This window comes from Clostridium moniliforme, assembly GCF_017873235.1.
GTDB classification, from domain to species: Bacteria; Bacillota; Clostridia; order Clostridiales; family Clostridiaceae; genus Clostridium; species Clostridium moniliforme.
In genome coordinates this window covers 700,290-717,299 of record NZ_JAGGJZ010000001.1, presented here as the reverse complement: position 1 = coordinate 717,299, position 17,010 = coordinate 700,290, and the positions used below count along the sequence as shown (strand labels likewise).

Annotated in this window: 15 protein-coding genes; 9 read left to right on the top strand and 6 right to left on the bottom strand. The window is 28.1% G+C overall.

Going from position 1 to position 17,010, the window contains the following annotated elements; genetic code table 11:
- Positions 1-314 precede the first annotated feature (314 nt).
- The 5 genes from J2Z53_RS03385 to J2Z53_RS03365 all read left to right on the top strand — a co-directional run bounded on the left by J2Z53_RS03385 (position 315) and on the right by J2Z53_RS03365 (position 5,678).
- A complete protein-coding gene (locus J2Z53_RS03385; protein ID WP_209795810.1) occupies positions 315-1,016 on the top strand; it encodes a hypothetical protein in 702 nt (233 codons plus the stop codon).
- Between the two features lie 14 nt (positions 1,017-1,030).
- Positions 1,031-1,465: an RDD family protein gene (locus tag J2Z53_RS03380; RefSeq protein ID WP_209795809.1), complete on the top strand. Its 435-nt coding sequence runs from the start codon at positions 1,031-1,033 to the stop codon at positions 1,463-1,465.
- A 22-nt stretch (positions 1,466-1,487) separates the two neighbouring features.
- Positions 1,488-2,855, top strand: a complete 1,368-nt coding sequence (gene rlmD / locus J2Z53_RS03375) for a 23S rRNA (uracil(1939)-C(5))-methyltransferase RlmD (protein ID WP_209795808.1) — start codon at positions 1,488-1,490, stop codon at positions 2,853-2,855.
- Positions 2,856-3,060: 205 nt separating this feature from the next.
- Positions 3,061-4,113: a DNA cytosine methyltransferase gene (locus tag J2Z53_RS03370; protein WP_209795807.1), complete on the top strand. Its 1,053-nt coding sequence runs from the start codon at positions 3,061-3,063 to the stop codon at positions 4,111-4,113.
- Positions 4,114-4,262: 149 nt separating this feature from the next.
- Positions 4,263-5,678 carry a restriction endonuclease FokI C-terminal domain-containing protein gene (locus tag J2Z53_RS03365; RefSeq protein ID WP_234925756.1) on the top strand — a complete coding sequence of 472 codons (1,416 nt, stop codon included), beginning with the start codon at positions 4,263-4,265 and terminating at the stop codon, positions 5,676-5,678.
- A gap of 57 nt (positions 5,679-5,735) precedes the next feature.
- Here J2Z53_RS03365 and J2Z53_RS03360 read toward each other — a convergent pair whose 3' ends face one another.
- On the bottom strand, positions 5,736-6,137 hold the full coding sequence (locus J2Z53_RS03360) for a hypothetical protein (protein ID WP_209795805.1): 402 nt from the start codon (positions 6,135-6,137) through the stop codon (positions 5,736-5,738).
- Between the two features lie 126 nt (positions 6,138-6,263).
- Between J2Z53_RS03360 and mutT the strand changes: the two genes are divergently transcribed.
- The 3 genes from mutT (at position 6,264) to J2Z53_RS03345 (ending at position 9,173) form a co-directional block, all read left to right on the top strand.
- A complete protein-coding gene (gene mutT / locus J2Z53_RS03355) occupies positions 6,264-6,650 on the top strand; it encodes an 8-oxo-dGTP diphosphatase MutT (protein WP_209795804.1) in 387 nt (128 codons plus the stop codon).
- A 259-nt stretch (positions 6,651-6,909) separates the two neighbouring features.
- Positions 6,910-7,671: an SDR family NAD(P)-dependent oxidoreductase gene (locus tag J2Z53_RS03350; RefSeq protein ID WP_209795803.1), complete on the top strand. Its 762-nt coding sequence runs from the start codon at positions 6,910-6,912 to the stop codon at positions 7,669-7,671.
- 293 nt (positions 7,672-7,964) lie between these two features.
- Positions 7,965-9,173 (top strand): PucR family transcriptional regulator, encoded by a 1,209-nt coding sequence (locus J2Z53_RS03345; protein WP_209795802.1) that lies wholly within the window; start codon positions 7,965-7,967, stop codon positions 9,171-9,173.
- A 50-nt stretch (positions 9,174-9,223) separates the two neighbouring features.
- On the opposite strand, the gene J2Z53_RS03340 is transcribed toward J2Z53_RS03345, so the two are convergent.
- Positions 9,224-10,153 (bottom strand): DMT family transporter, encoded by a 930-nt coding sequence (locus tag J2Z53_RS03340; RefSeq protein ID WP_209795801.1) that lies wholly within the window; start codon positions 10,151-10,153, stop codon positions 9,224-9,226.
- A 54-nt stretch (positions 10,154-10,207) separates the two neighbouring features.
- Positions 10,208-10,963, bottom strand: coding sequence for a creatininase (locus J2Z53_RS03335; protein ID WP_209795800.1), 756 nt, complete (start codon positions 10,961-10,963; stop codon positions 10,208-10,210).
- A 430-nt stretch (positions 10,964-11,393) separates the two neighbouring features.
- On the opposite strand from J2Z53_RS03335, the gene codA reads away from it, so the two are divergent.
- Positions 11,394-12,656 (top strand): cytosine deaminase, encoded by a 1,263-nt coding sequence (codA, locus tag J2Z53_RS03330; protein ID WP_209795799.1) that lies wholly within the window; start codon positions 11,394-11,396, stop codon positions 12,654-12,656.
- 134 nt (positions 12,657-12,790) lie between these two features.
- Here codA and grdD read toward each other — a convergent pair whose 3' ends face one another.
- The 3 genes from grdD to grdB form a co-directional block, all read right to left on the bottom strand.
- Positions 12,791-13,945: a glycine/sarcosine/betaine reductase complex component C subunit alpha gene (gene grdD, locus J2Z53_RS03325; protein WP_209795798.1), complete on the bottom strand. Its 1,155-nt coding sequence runs from the start codon at positions 13,943-13,945 to the stop codon at positions 12,791-12,793.
- 13 nt (positions 13,946-13,958) lie between these two features.
- On the bottom strand, positions 13,959-15,497 hold the full coding sequence (grdC, locus tag J2Z53_RS03320; protein WP_209795797.1) for a glycine/sarcosine/betaine reductase complex component C subunit beta: 1,539 nt from the start codon (positions 15,495-15,497) through the stop codon (positions 13,959-13,961).
- Between the two features lie 120 nt (positions 15,498-15,617).
- Positions 15,618-16,919 carry a glycine reductase complex selenoprotein B gene (gene grdB / locus J2Z53_RS03315; RefSeq protein ID WP_209795796.1) on the bottom strand — a complete coding sequence of 434 codons (1,302 nt, stop codon included), beginning with the start codon at positions 16,917-16,919 and terminating at the stop codon, positions 15,618-15,620.
- Between the last annotated feature and the right edge of the window lie 91 nt (positions 16,920-17,010).

The following is a 17,010-nucleotide window of genomic DNA, read 5'->3' as shown; positions in this document are numbered from 1 at the left end:
ATATTATAATTAGCATTAATCTTTAATGTATAATTAATAATAGAGATTCATTATAAATTTTTATAATTTAATTTTAAAGTAAATTAAGTATAGTTATAACAATACATATTGTATTAAGTAATTATTTAGAGAGTGCATAAATGTTTAAAGTATGAAAAAAATTGCCCTCTCTTTTTTATGGTGAATATAAATACTAACATAAGAAAAATATTGTAAAATAATATAGCAATATTGTAAAAATAATAGAATGAATGATATAATTAAAAAATATGATGAATTTTAATAAATGATGAGCATATTTAGGAGGTAAAAATATGTCTAAAAAAATTATAGGTTTAGCAATAGCAACTGTTTTAATGGTTTCATTAGCAGGATGTGGAAATAATAAAGAACATAAAAATGCAGAAGAAAATAAAAAGCAGGCTGAAGTTAATATAGATAATCAAGATGATTTCAAGAATTTAAAAGGTGATTGGATAAAAGATTTTACACATAATGGTTTTGTTGATAAGAGCAATGAATTAATGGGTAAAATTGAAGATCAAACAAAAGAATTTGATTTAGATTATAAAAAAGATGATAAAGTTAAGCAAATTAATGGTGCAACAGCAAATGTAAAGTCTATATATTTAGATAATAAAGACCCAGAACCTAATAAACTTGAAAGTATGCAATTTGAATCACAACTTTTTGGAGATAATCAAAATTCTGGAAGAATACAATTAAAACTTTCACTTAAATTTGATGGTAAAAATGCAATAAAAGATAATAAATTTAATTTAGGAGATACATCAATAGCTAAATATGCATCAATAATGACTGGAGTTTCAGATAGAAATTATAAAGATATAAATAAAAAAATATTAGACATAATAAAAAATGGCAATGGTGAAGGGGTTATGAAAGATAATATAAATGGATTATCAGAAGAATTTGCAGTAAGCAAAGAATATATAGTATATACATTATCAACTAAAGTCTATAAATTTGTTAAAGATAATGAAGGAATAAAATAAACAGGAGGATTATTATGAGTAAGGATGATATGGACATTAAAAATAAAAAAGATCTTAACATAGATGAAGATATAAAAATTGAAGAAAAAATAGAAAAAAATGAAAAAGAACTTGAAGAAAAAATAGAAGTAAAAGAAAATGATGATATTAATACTATTGAAAATAAATTAGATGAAGATGATAATAAATATGAAATAGACGGATTAGATTCAAATCCATCATTTTTAAAGAAGTTATTTGCAAGTGTTTTGGATCAAGCAGTTATACTTGGTATATCAGCAATAATTTTATTAATATTTGATTTAGTAATAGGATTACTTGGTTATATGATAATTGAACCAACATCAATATTACTTATAATTTATGTAATAGTTAATGTATTTTACTTACCTTTATTTGAAATAAAGAACAAAAGAACTATTGGTAAGAGAATATTATCAATAGTATAATTTAATTGATAGGAGAAAAAAAGTGAGAAGAGGAAGCGAAGTAACAGTTAAAATAGAAAGAACTGAATTCCCATCAGTGGGTATATCAACTTTAAATGATAAAGAAGTACGTGTTAAAAATGTATTTCCTGGGCAAACAATAAAAGGAAGAGTTAAAAAAAATAGAGCTGAATATACAGACGTTAAGCTTTTGGAAGTTTTAGAAAAGGCACCTTATGAAATAGAATCAAAGTGTCCTTGTTTTGGAATTTGTGGAGGATGTTCATCACAAAATCTTACTTATGAAAAACAATTAGAGTTTTTAGGCAATGAGGTTTTAGAATTATTTAAAAATGCTGAGGTTACAACTGGAGAATATGAAGGGGTAACTGGAAGTGTAGAACAATGGGAATATAGAAATAAGATGGAGTTTACCTTTGGAGATGAATATAAAGGTGCAGAACTTTCTCTTGGAATGCATATGAAAAATGCAAGTTTTGGAATTATAACTGTTGATAAGTGTAAGCTTGTAGACGAAGATTTTAGAAAAGTAATTAAAGCTACAGTTGAATACTTTAAAGAAACAGGACTTCCTTATTATAGAGTAATGAAAAGGGAAGGCTTCCTTAGACATTTAGTTATAAGAAAAGCTAAAAATACAGGAGAACTTTTAGTAAATCTTGTTACAACAACACAGGTAGATTTTGATTTAACAGAGTGGGCTAATATTATAAAAGGATTAGATTTTGATGGAGAATTAGTTTCACTTCTTCATACAGAAAATAATTCATTTTCTGATGTAGTTTATCCAGAGAAGGTTAATCTTCTTTATGGAAAAGATTATATTATGGAAGAACTTTTAGGATTAAAATTTAAGATTTCACCATTTTCATTTTTCCAAACTAATACTAAAGGAGCAGAAAGTCTTTATAGTATAGTTAGAGAATTTATGGGTGATTCAGAAAATAAGGTTGTTTTTGACCTTTATTGCGGAACAGGAACAATAGGTCAAATAGTTGCACCAAAAGCTAAGAAGGTTATTGGACTTGAGCTTATAGAGGAAGCAGTAGAAGCTGCAAAGGAGAATGCTAAGCTTAATGGACTTGATAACTGTACATTTATAGCTGGTGATGTAGCTAAAACTATTAAAGAGGTTAAAGATAAACCTGATATTATAATTTTGGATCCTCCAAGAAGTGGAGTTAGTCCAAAGGCTTTAGAATATGTAATTGATTTTGATGCTAAGGAAATTGTTTATGTTTCTTGTAATCCTAAAACTTTAGTTAATGATCTTAAGGGATTAGTTGAAGCTGGATATAGAATTGAAAGAACTAGAATTAAAGATATGTTCCCTAATACACCACATGGTGAGGTTGTAGTTAAGCTTACAAAGAATGAAATAATGAAGTAAGTTTTTCAATATTAGTTAAAGTTTTCAAGTAGCAAGATATAATGAAATGATTTGATATAAACTTTGTTGAGAAGTTTGTAGATAAATTGATATAGTTTAATAATAAAAAATAGAGTTGTAAAAAAACGGTGAAATAGTAGAAGTATAATATAAAAAATTTTATAGTAATTAATTGATAAAAACATATGTGGAAAGGAATGTTAAAATGATATTTAAATTAGGAGAGTTATTTTGTGGTCCAGGAGGATTAGCTTATGGAGCTATATCAGCTGAAATTGAAAATAATGAATATAGGATAATTCATAAATGGGCAAATGATTATGATCGAGATACATGTGATACATATATACATAATATATGTCCTAATAATCCAGAATCTGTTATTTGTCAGGATGTAAGAAAGCTTGATATAAATTATCTTGATCCTATAGATGCATTAGCATTTGGTTTTCCATGTAATGACTTTTCTGTTGTAGGTGAACAAAAAGGATTTGACGGAGATTATGGTCCTTTATATACATATGGTGTAAAAATACTAAAAAAGTATAAGCCAAAATGGTTTTTAGCTGAAAATGTAGGTGGCTTAAGATCAGCAAATGCAGGTAAAGCTTTTAACAAGATATTGAGAGATTTAGAAAAATCAGGATATAAATTATATCCTCATTTATATAAATTCGAACAATATGGAATACCACAAGCAAGGCATAGAATAATCATTGTAGGAATTCGGGAAGATCTACCTTTTGTATTTAGAGTACCTTCTCCAGCACCATATTCTAGAGTGGATAATACTTCTAAAAGCGCATTAGAAATACCACCAATACCTGAGAATGCATCAAATAATGAGTTAACAAGGCAATCATCAATAGTAACTGAGAGACTATCTCATATAAAACCAGGAGAAAATGCATTTACAGCAAATTTACCTGATAGATTACAATTAAATGTAAAAGGAGCAAAGATAAGTCAAATATATAAGAGATTGGATCCTACTAAACCTGCCTATACAGTAACAGGATCAGGTGGAGGAGGAACACATATATATCACTATTCAGAACCAAGAGCTTTAACTAATAGAGAAAGAGCTAGGTTACAGACTTTCCCAGATGATTATGTTTTTAAAGGTTCAAAAGAAAGTGTAAGAAAACAGATTGGGATGGCAGTTCCAGCAAAAGGAGCAAAAATTATATTTGAAGCTGTATTAAGAACATTTGCTGGTATTGACTATGAATATGTTCCATGTAATATTAAGCAATAGGAGTGAGTTATTTGTTAAATTATTGGTGGGTAACAAGGCCAAAACGAAAATTAAATTCAATTCCGGATGTACTAGCAACTTTTTCAGAAATTGCATTAGATCAAGAGTGGAAAGGGCAAAGGGAATCTCATTTATCTTTTGAAGAAGCATTGGAACAAGCTGGGATAAAGCGTAAAGGTGAAAGAAGAGATCATACTGGTGGTGGCGCTAGAACATATAAGGCTTGGGTTAGTAGTTTAGGATTAATATTTACACAAAAATCTACAGGAAAGATAAAGTTAACATTAGCAGGTGAAGCTATAATGTCTGGGGATTCGCCTGTTGAAGTACTTAAGAATCAGATTTTAAAATATCAATTTCCATCTGCTTTTTCTTTAGGGCGTGGGGTTAAAGTTGCTCCAAGATTTAAAATTAGGCCTTTTAGATTTCTTCTAAAATTATTAAATGATAAAGAAATAGAATATTTAACAGAAGAAGAAATTGCTAAAATTATAGTTACTAAAGCAGAAAATGAAACTGATAAATGTTATAAATATATAGTAAATGAAATTTTGGAGTTTAGGCAAAGAGGAGATATTATTTATGAGGAGGATTATTTTGATAAATATAAACCATCAAAAGGAGAAGTTAATCCAAGTCATCCATTTAGTCATTTGATGGATTTAGCTAATACTATTGTAAACTGGTTAGAGTATACTCAACTTGTAAAAAGACACAGTGGACAAGTTCGTATTCTTGATGATAAGCGGTTGGAAGTTCAAAAAATTTTATCTAAATCTTTACCTTTTATTGATCGCCCTGAAGAATATGAATATTTTCAAAGAAAGTATGGTCTTGATCCGAAGCACAAAAAGGATACAAGAAATCTTACTGAGGCTAGAGTTATTACAGTAAAAATAATTGCGGAACAAAAAATTAAACAAGCCTATATTGCAGAATCATTAAAACATCCAATAACTAAAATAACTACTAATCTTGTAGATAAAATTGTTGAGCAAACAGGATTTAATGATAAATTGGTAGAAGAAGTGCTGTTGAAGTTATATCCAAGTGGATCTATTGGTGGGTTTATGACAGCGTATTTTGAAATGGCATTTAAGGGAAGGGATAAGGCTACAGATTTTGAAAAAGCAACAGTTGAGTTATTTAAAAATGTGTTTGGCTTTGAAACTAAACATGTAGGACCTATAGGTCTTACACCTGATGTGTTAATTTTATCTAATTCAGATGGCTATCAAGCTATTATAGATAATAAAGCTTATAGTAAATATACTGTAAGTAATGATCATCGTAATAGAATGATTTATAATTATATAAAAAATTTGAAGAATTATAGCAATTTTAGTGTTCCACTTTCATTTTTTTCATATATTGCTGGGGGTTTTGGAAATAATATTAATTCTCAAATTATGGATATTGTTAATGCTACTAATATAGCAGGATCAGCAATGAGTGTTTCTAATATGATTAAACTTGTTGAATTATATGAATCTAAAAATTATACTCATAAAAATATTAAAGATATATTTTCTGTAAATAGGCAGATACTGTTATCTGATTTATAATAAATTTAAAAAATAATAACATAATAAAAAGCTAGCTTTTTATTATGTTATTATTTTTTAAATTATTTCAAGGAGAATATCAGTTGGTGATGTCCAAGTAACTCTTACTGAATTATCTGTTGTTGCATTTTGATATTCATACCATGAGCCAATTAATTGTAGATTACCTTGAACAGAAAATTGCTTTGCATATATATCTCCAGAAGAACTAGAACCTTGTGCTAGAAGTGTCACGTTATTTAAAAAATTATCAGCTGATGAAGCGTGAAATAAGTTATATCCTAATCCTGTAGTAGTATTATTTGAATTAAATATATTAAATTCTCTAGCAAATCTTATAGGTAAAGGAATATAGCCTTCTCCATTAATAATAGATCTAGTGTTTGAATGTCTATAATTTCCCCATCCAAGATGAGACTGTTGTAAATTTACTGTGTAAGTATCTCCAGTATTAGCCATTAATACCAACTCCTTCATATAATTATATATTATAGTATAACATTTATAAGGTCAAAATACTAGAAAGTTTGTTATAATAAATAATATTATAAATTTAAAAATTACAAGAGGTAAGGAGTTTAACATATGAAGAATATAGAAGTAGTAGCAGCTATAATAAGAAAAGAAGATAAAATATTTATAACTCGTAGAGGATATGGAGAATTTATAAACATATGGGAGTTTCCAGGTGGAAAAATAGAAAAAGGTGAAACTAGAGAAGAAGCCTTAAAAAGAGAAATAAAAGAAGAATTAGAATTAGACATAAATATATTAGAGTTTTTAAATACAATAGAGTATGATTATCCAAATTTCCATCTAACAATGCATTCTTTTATATGTGAAATAACAGGTGGGGAGTTAGTGCTAAATGCTCATAATGATGTTAAATGGATTAAATTTAATGAATTAGAAAATCAAGAATGGATACCAGCAGATATTTTAGTTGTTAATGCCTTAAAGAAATTAAAATAGAAAATGCTAATTGCTAATAAAATTATTAGTAATTAGCATTTTCTATTTTATATAGACAAAAAATATTTAAGAAATACAACTTTTGTAGTTAACAATATAAATTATTATTCAAATAAGTGATTATTATAAATTATCTTGCTAATAAATATATTATAAAGAGAAAAATATATATAATTTTTAAAGGTATAAAATAAATTTTTATTTCATTATATTAGTATATAAGTATAAAATAACTTATTAAAAAGTAGGGGTGTATGAAATGGATAGTTTATCAAAAAGTTTAAAAAATAAAGTTGTTGTTGTAACTGGTGGAACTAGAGGGATAGGATTAGCTACAGTAAAAAAGTTTCTTTTAAATGGCGCAAAGGTTGCACTTTGTGGTTCAAAAAAAGATACAGTTGATAAAGCTATAAATGAAATACGTAATATTAACTCTAATTATGATGTAATGGGTTTTTATCCTGACTTATTAAACATAAAAGAAATAGACCATATGGCAGATTTAATTTTAGAAAAATGGGGAAGAGTAGATATTCTTATAAACAATGCTGGAATAAGTGATAATAAAACAATATATGATCAAACACAAGAAAACTTTTCCAAAATAATGGACATTAACGTTCAAGCTATATTTAATTGTTCTAAAATATTTTCAGAGATAATGAAAGAAGAAAAATCAGGAGTTATTTTAAATACAAGTTCAGTAGTAAGCTTATATGGACAAAAAACAGGCGTAGGATATCCAACATCTAAATTTGCTGTAAATGGACTTACTAAATCTTTAGCAAGGGAGCTTGGAAAAGATGGAATAAGAGTCAATGCAGTAGCACCTGGTGTAATAGCAACAGATATGGTTGCAGCTCTTGACAAAAATATAATAGATGGAATAGCTAGAAATATTCCTATTGGAAGAATAGGAGAAGCTGAGGATATAGCAAATGCTTTTTTATTTTTGGCATCTGATATGGCAAGTTATATAAGCGGTGAAATATTATCTGTAGACGGAGCAGTAGTAATCTAAATTTTGTAGAATAAAAGGCAAGTTAGAATTAAAAGAGGTATAACTTGCCTTAAAAAGAAAAAATTAAATTAATGTATTTTTATTATAATCGAAATTTTCAAATAATTCAAATAATATTTTAAAGGTTAGGGTTTATCAATTATAATACAATTAAATTAACAATTTTTCAAAAGATATACATTAAAAATAAATATAGTAAGCAAATGTATAAAGATAGAATATTAAGTTTAATATACTTATAAAAAATGGTAAAATAATAAAGTGGAATGAAATGGAATAAGGAGGATTGACTTATGAGTTTTTGTTGCAAAGCTTTATTTCAACTTAAATACTTTTCAAAAGCAAAGCTGTTAGCTGGAGAAAGTGGATTAGATAATCAAATTTCTTTGCCATATGTAAGGACAACAGAATCTATTTCAGAATGGCTTTATGGAGGAGAATTACTTTTTGTTATTTATAAAGATAATAAAGAAGAGGATGAAAACCTTTTACTTTTACTTGATGAATGCATTAATAAAAGACTATCTGGGATTGTTATTTTGATTGATGATAAACATTTAAATAGTATATCAAATAGTATGATAGATAGAGCAAATGAAAGGAGTTTGCCATTATTTATAATGCCTTGGGATATTAAATTAATTGACATTATACAAGAAATTTTCTTAAAGATAGAACAAAAAAGAGAAGAATCAAAAAATGGAAAGCATTTTCTTGAATCACTTATTTTTTCACAGGATAAATTACATGAAGATATTAATAGTTTAGCAGAATTTTATAATATAAAATTAAGACCTTGTCATTATATTTGTATGTTTAAAATTACAAAGTTGTCAACTATTTCTTACGATATAGAAGATGTCAGTAAGTATATAATAAATTCTTTAGGTGAAGTTTTAAATGAAAAAAATTACACCCTAATACATATGGAATATGCAAATCATTTAATGAGTTTAATATTTGCTAATGATTATGAAGATGCAAAAAAATCTTTAGAATATATTGAGGATATATTTAAACTTATAAGTTCTAGATATTCAGAGTATATTGAAATGAGCTTAAGTTTTAGTCGTATAAGAGAGAATAATTCTGATATAAAAACAAGTTATAAGGAAGCTTTTAAAGCTTTATCTATGATTGATATGTATAAAAATGATTCAAAGGTTATTAAATATAGTGATTTAGGTATTGTAAGATTACTTATTGAATTATCTGATGTTAAGGATATTAATCAATATTGTTATGAAAATTTAGGACCTATTTTAGAATATGATAAAAATCATGGTATGGATTTAATAGGAACTTTAAAATGCTATTTTAAAAACAATAGGCATTTATTAAAGACATCTCAGGAACTCTTTATTCATAGAAATACTTTACTTTATAGATTATCAACAATTAAAAATCTTCTGCAAAGGGATTTAGATGATGCTATGACTGATTTAGAACTTTTTAACAGCATATTGATTTATGAATTTCTTAATTTACAAAATAAAATATAGATAAAAATAGACTATACCAAAATATATTTTGGTATAGTCTATTTTTTGTATTATTGATTTGTGAGTGATTCATTTATTTTTGAATTATTTTGTGTTTTTTCTTTTGCAAAGGATAGTATTAAAACTCCTGCAAATATTAATGCACATGCAAGAACTTTGATTAATGTTATTTCTTCACCTAAAAGTATTGCTCCAAATATAACACTTGTTATAGGTTCAAAAGTACTTATAACAGCAGCTTCACTAGCACCAATATGTTTAATACCAACTTGTAGTAATGATAGGGCAACAACTGTGCATAGGAATGCAAATATTGCTGATAATCCCCAAGCTTTAGGTGTTAGTGAAGATAAAACAAGTTGATTTGTAATCATTCCATATATAAACATACCTATTGATGAAGATATTGCCACATAGAATGTTATTTTAAAAGGTGGTTCACTTTTTAAACCACTTTTATCCATAAATATAATATAGAATGCATAAAACATTCCAGATGCTATGGATAAAATTAAGCCAAGTAGTGTACTAGCTCCAAGAGATGCTGAAGTAAGTGCAGTAATGAAGAAACATCCTATACCAGACATAGCTATAATTAGTGCTAATACTTTTTGCTTACTTAATTTTTCATGGAAGAATATTACACAACCAAGTGTTACAAATATTGGGTAAGTAAAGTGAATTGGTGTAACTATTCCAACATCTATATAAGCAAAAGCCATATTTAACATTAATGTTGTTATTGCATTTCCAACAAAGCCAAGTATTATTAAATCTCTAAGTTGTTTTTTTGTAACCTTTAAGTTTATTTTTAAAAGCAAAATAATTACTAATAAAAATGGTAAACTTAAAAAGTTTCTCAAAAAGGTTAGTGTTACAGGGTTGCTTCCTTCAAGACCATAGGTCATAGGGCCAAGGGTAAAGGCAAAACCAAAGGTAATTGAAGATAGCATAGTTAAAATAATTCCTTTTGTTTTCATAATATACCTACTTTTTCTACATAAATTTATTAAATATTATTAACTTATTATATATTATTTAAAAGCTTTATCAATAATTTTAATAATGTTTGGAATAACATCATCAACGATTATTTTTCCTCTTTCAGCTGATGAAGATTTAGCTGATGCAAGTATTCCAGTTTCAGGAACAATATCCTTTTCTATTGGGTATCTGTAGTAAGTTGCAGGACTTTCATTTTCTGTATCTAATATTTTATCTTCTCTAACAAGTTCTGGTGCAAAATACATCATTAATGATGTTTCTGTAACAGCTGCATGTTCTAAAGCCCAACCTGGGAATGGTACTTCATCAAAAACTTTGTCAATTACATCAGGTGACATTGGATCCCACCAGTTAGTAAGAAGTAATTGAACTTTATCTCCATATTTTGCAGAACATAAATCCATAGCTTCTACAATAAATACTTCATTTTCAAAGTGAGCACTTAATATAAATATCTTTTTAAATCCATCACGAACAAATTCATCAATTATATCCATTACTAAGGCTTGTAATGTAGCTCCATTTAAATCAATAGTTCCTGGGAATAATGGACCACCACCACTTAATGGTTTTGATTTGTATCCATATGAAAGAGCAGGTGCTACAACACCATTTATTTTTTCAGCAATTCTATAAGCAAATCCATTAGCAAGTACAGTATCTACGCAAGTTGGAAGATGAGGTCCATGTTGTTCTGTAGATCCTATTGGTAATATAATTACGTCATCTTTTTTCTTTGCGAATTCTTTCCATGTCATGTTTTCCATTTTTACGTTTTCGTACATAATAAAGTCCCCTTTTCTTGTCTTAATATTATTTTTACTAAAGCGTATATTTTAATTGAATGTTGGTTTTTAGCTAGGACTATAAGAACATTTTAATAAATAGTAATTTTAAAATTTAAATATTTCTAAAGAGCTAGCTAAAAATCAAAACTGAATTAAATATAGCCTTATTTGAAATTTTTTTTTGTAATTTTTATTATGTTCCCAGTATACAGTTATGGAATATTAGTGACAATGTACTAAAAATACAAATCTATCTATAAAAATATGTTCTTTATGTGCACAGTAATATTAAAATATTATTGTATATTTGATACAATGACTGGGTAATATTTTCGTGATAAACTTCCCTTATTGAAAGGCTACTACTAAAAATAATGTAAATTATTAATAAAAGTAAATTGCCAAAACTGAAGGGAGATTATTTATAATGAAAGTTATTCTATTTAAAAATGCTAGATTAAAAGGAAATGAAACATTAGTTGATTTACTTGTTGAAAATGGTGTTTATAAAGAAATAGGTCCAAATCTTTCTGCAAAATATAAAGATGTAGAAAGTTATGATTTAAAGGGAGACTTAGTTGTACCACCATATGTTGATCCACATATTCACTTAGACTACGTATATACAGCTCGTATGCCAGGTGCAAGTAATGGAACAGGTACTCTTTTTGAAGGAATTCAAAGATGGTCTGAAACAAAAGGAAATATGACAGTAGAAGAAGTAAAAGAGCGTGCTAGAATTGCTTTAAAAAAGGAAATCTTATATGGAACTCAATATCTTAGAACTCACGTAGATGTAACAGATCCAAATTTTACTTGTTTAAAAGCAATTATGGAATTAAAAGAAGAAGTAAAGGATATTGTTGATATACAAATTATAGCATTCCCACAAGAAGGAATGTATTCATATAAAGGTGGAGATGAATTAGTAGAGGAAGCATTAAAAATGGGTGCTGATGTAGTTGGAGCTATTCCTCATTTTGAATTTACAAGAGAAATGGGAGAGAAGTCAGTTAAGAAAACTGTAGAGCTTGCAATGAAGTATAATAAATTAATTGATGTTCACTGCGATGAAACTGATGATGATCAATCAAGATTTGTTGAACTTTTAGCAGCAGAATCTTATATGAATGGAATTGGAGAGCTTACAACAGCAAGTCATACTTGTGCTATGGGTTCATATAATAATGCTTATGCATTTAAATTATTTAAACTTTTAAAATTATCAAAGATGAATTTCATATCATGTCCAACAGAAAATATTCATTTACAAGGAAGATATGATACATATCCAAAGAGAAGAGGACTTACAAGAGTTAAAGAATTAAATGATGCAGGAATTAATGTTTGTTTTGCACAGGATTCAATTTCAGATCCATGGTATCCGTTAGGAAATGGTAATTTAATGAATATATTAGATGCAGGAATTCATATATGTCATATGATGTCTTTTGATGAAATTAATAATGCTTTAGATTTAATTACAACAAATGGTGCAAAAACTCTTCATATACAAGATAAATATGGTATAGAAGTAGGAAAGGATGCTAACTTTATAGTTTTAAATGCAAAAAATGAATTTGATGCAATACTTGAAAGAGTAGGAGTTAACTGTTCAGTTAGAAAGGGAGAATTCCTATTTAAGAGAGAACCTGAAGTAATTGATACAAAAATAACTTTATTAAAATAGCTATCATATAAATTAAGGGTATATTTTAAAATATATCCTTAATTTTATCTTAATGAAAAAATAATACAAAAAGCCCATAGAGTATATTTTTTATATGTCTCTATGGGTTTTTTATATATTTTTAAAATTTATAATTATTTATATCCTTCAGAAGTTAATATTTTTAGAGCATTATCAATATCTTCTTTTGCTACTAAAACTACAGGGCCTGTACATCCCATACCACTTTCTGAATAAATAGAATTACTCCAAAGAACTTTACAAGCATTATCAAGTTCTAATATATCTATTCCAGCAATAGCTTCTGTTACTACCTTTTTAGGTGGCATTTTAATTTCTTTAGATTCTATTTTCTTTTCAGTAGTTCCTTTTGCAATTATTTCATCTAATTTAGCATTTTTAGCATTTTTAAATTCTAAATTAGCCTTTTCTAAAACTTTATTTTGAGCACAAGTTGCACAATATTTTAAAGCTTCACATATAAGTGGAGCACCAGATGCTCTTGAAACTATGTTTACAAGATAATTATAATCTTCTCCAATTCCTGGTCCATAACCTGCACCTAAAGTTTCATAATAGCCGCCAGTTGTAAAGGAGGAGAACATTTTAATTAATAAATTTCCAGTTAAAGAATCACATATCATAACATCAGGTGTTCCAGCTAATAAATCGTTACCTCTCATAACAGCACCACCATCAGCTCTACCTGATTTTGCAAATTCTATATTATAACCATTTTCTTTTAATTCCTTTAAAAGATTCTCAACCTTTCTAGCACCTTCAATATTTAAAATTCCAATTTTAGGCTCATTTATTCCTAAAGCTTTAGCAACACTTATTCCACCAATAGTATTTAAAATCATTCCTTCAATTCTATTAGTAGATGTTGTTCCAGTTGTTGTTGCAATTATCATTTCTTTTCCTTTTCCAGGAGTTAAAACTTTTCCAACAGTTGAAACACCTATTGGAAAATCAAAATGTTGAGTTACGCAACCATCTATATAACCACTTTCTAAAAGTTCAAGCATTTTATGGTGACTTTCTTCTGGAGTAGTAGCTTCAATTACTTCAAAATCAGGAATTTTATTTCCACCAATTAAAACTATATCGAAATCTTTATATTTGCTTTTTGCAAGTTTAGCTGCAGAAATCATTTCATCTATTCCATGTTCACTACCTAAAACAGTTAAACCAATTTTTACTTTAGGACCAAAACTACCAGTAGATATTCCATCGGCTATTTCATTAAATATTTCACCAATAAGTTTTTTTGCATTATTATTTTCCATGATATCACGCTCCTTAATTATTTTGCATTAAGTAAGCAGCAAAATCTTTCATAGCTTCTGCTACCATGGTCTTAACTTCTTCCTTAGTAACTTGATTTTCTTCTTTTTGTAGTCCTTCATTTTTTTCTACAACAATAGATACACCATCAAAAAGATTTGTCATTCTACCTAGGAATAGGCTACCTTTACCTATAATCATGAAGTTATTTAATTCACCATTTAATATTTTATCTACACCATGTCCAACTATTGGTACTCCTGATGGAATATGACCTTGAGTTGGAGCAAAGCCTGGATATCCTTTTTCTTTAACAAAGTTTGGTAATTGTTTTCTGTCTAATTGGCCTTTTTTAACTGCTAGAGCACCTATCATCTTATAGTTTTGAGTTGGAACATCACCAGCACCAGCAGGTTCTGTTATATCTGGAGTTTGCATTTCTGGAGCAAACTTATCTATATCAGTTATTTTAAGATTTGCTTTTTCTAATGGATCTAAAACAAGAGCTTCTAATACAGCTTGTGGAGAAGCACCATGACCTATTGTATGTCTTCCTACAATATCAGTTCTAAGAACTGGGTTTACACCATCATTTTCACTTACTAAAATTGCAAATCCACCAATACAATCTTCTAGTATTTTAAGACCTTTTTTAACGTGATCTCGTCCATTCATTCCAAGTTTTGCAGTACATCCACCACCAACTATAACTACATTTTTATATATTCCTGATTTTACAAGGGCAGAAGCAGTTATTAATGCATGGCTAGGACCTGCACAGAATCCTCTCATATCAACACCAGTAGCATTTTTACATCCAGCTACTTCACCAACAGCTTTAGCAACGTTACCTCCACCTCTTTGGTTCATATCTCCAATAGCTTCCTCAGAACATTCTATTATATAATCTATATCTTCAGGTTTTACATTATTTCCATCACATAAATGCATTAAAGATAGTGCACCTGATGCTTTAACTACTAAATTTTCAATTAAAGTATGAGAGTTAAGGTTTACATCAAATTCATGGGCTCTCTTAACACATCCTACTAACTTATCATTTATATATAAACCTTCTGCAATATGATTTTCTACTAATTTATTTATTTCACTAATATCTTCTCCCTCTTTAATAGAGGATAATTTATCTTTTAAAATAGGATGATTTAAAAGTTTTTCCTTTGTTAATTGTACAAAATCTTTTTCTAATTTAACTAAATCAAAAGAGTCAGATAATTTTAGTAATATATAAAATTCATCCTCTGGCATTATTTCTCCAAATTTACCATATCGAGAAGCGCCTTCTACATTTTCATTATACCAAGGTCTTTTTCTTTCAGATAATTCAACTGGATCCATGTTACCTATATAAGTTTGATTTGGAGCATACTCAACAACATCTTTAAAAGATCTCAAATGATTTTTTATTTCCTTTAAATATTCTGAATCAGGATTTGATAATCTTTCCATAGTTTGAGTTGTACCATTATGGATAACCATATCTGGTGTATTAATTAAAACATAAGAACTTTTTTTGATTACTGGAAAATCCATATTTATACCTCCTATATTTAAAAGGCACCAGGAACTTTTTAGCCTAGTGCCTTCAAATTTTTATTTAAAAAAATATTTGATTTTTATAGGTTAAAAACCTTAATTAATATTCAAAAATTTTTATTCAAATAATGTTTGGTCTTCAATTTCAGTTTGAAGAGCTTCTAAAGCTTTTTCAGTTAATCTATATCTCAATTCATACTCATCTTCTTTAGATAGTGCTGGGTTACCTAAAGGATGTGGTATTGCTATTGTTGGAACTATTCTGTTAGCACCAACTGTAAGAGAAATAGGTGTTACTGTACACATATGAACTACAGGTAAACCTGTTCTTTCAATTTCTTTAACAAGAGTTGCACCGCAACGTGTACAAGTTCCTCAAGTGGAAGTAAGTATAATGGCGTCCACTCCAGCATCTAATAATTTCTTTCCTATTTCTTGTCCGAATTTTTTAGCAGATGCAACTGCTGTACCATTTCCAACTGTTGAATAGAAGTATCTATAAAGAGAACCTATTTTTCCTTCTTTTTCCATACTTCTTAAAACATCAACAGGGATAACTCGGTCAGCATCTTCATTTGCATAAGTTGGATCATATCCACCATGTGCTGTTTCAAAAGTTTCTGCTGTTAAATCATCAATACCTTCAATGTCATATTCACCATATTTTGAAGCTGATGATGATTCAATATGATCTGGATTTCCTTTTGGAACTATACCACCAGATGTAACTATTGCAATTTTTGCTTTAGTTATATCTAAGATAGGTTTACTTGGAGTAACTCTATCAAAGTTTGGCATTTTAAATTCTGTTTGGAATTCCTCACCTTTAAGTTTTTTAACAAGCATATTAACAGCTCTTTTTGAGCCTCTTTCTTCTGCAAAATAATTTTCTCTTATTCCTCTTTCAATATAGCCTTCTTCAGCTGGACTTCCTATTTTCTCTCCCTTAGCTATTTTTAATGCAAGTTTAGCTATAACTGGAAGAGCTTTTCTCATACCAACTGCACTATTTTTTGTTTCAACAATGTATAAATATTTTTTAAATAAATCAACACCAGGATTTTCAGGATACATTGCTGTAAGAGTTTTAATGCCTAGTACATCTTCAACTTTTTTACATATGCTACCACAGGCAACTCCATATCTACCAGCATTAAAAGCAGGTCCTGCAATAAATAAATCTGCATTACATTTTTTAACCATTTCAATGATTTCAGCTTTTGCATCATCCATATTTTCATTAAAATATGAATCACCACAAATAATAGTGTTTACTATTTGTGCTTCTCCTTTAAATAGGCCATTTAATCCCATTCCTGGACCTACAAAACCTTCTCTAAGTTCTGGTTTATAATCAGCTTTTTCTTCGCCACCTATACCAGCATAGAATTGGTTTATATAGTGAACAACTCTAATCATTCTTTCTCCCTCCTTAGTTTTTATTTTATTTAAGGATTCTAGTATTTTTTATAAACCTAGATAAATTACTATTTATAATTTTTATAGAAAT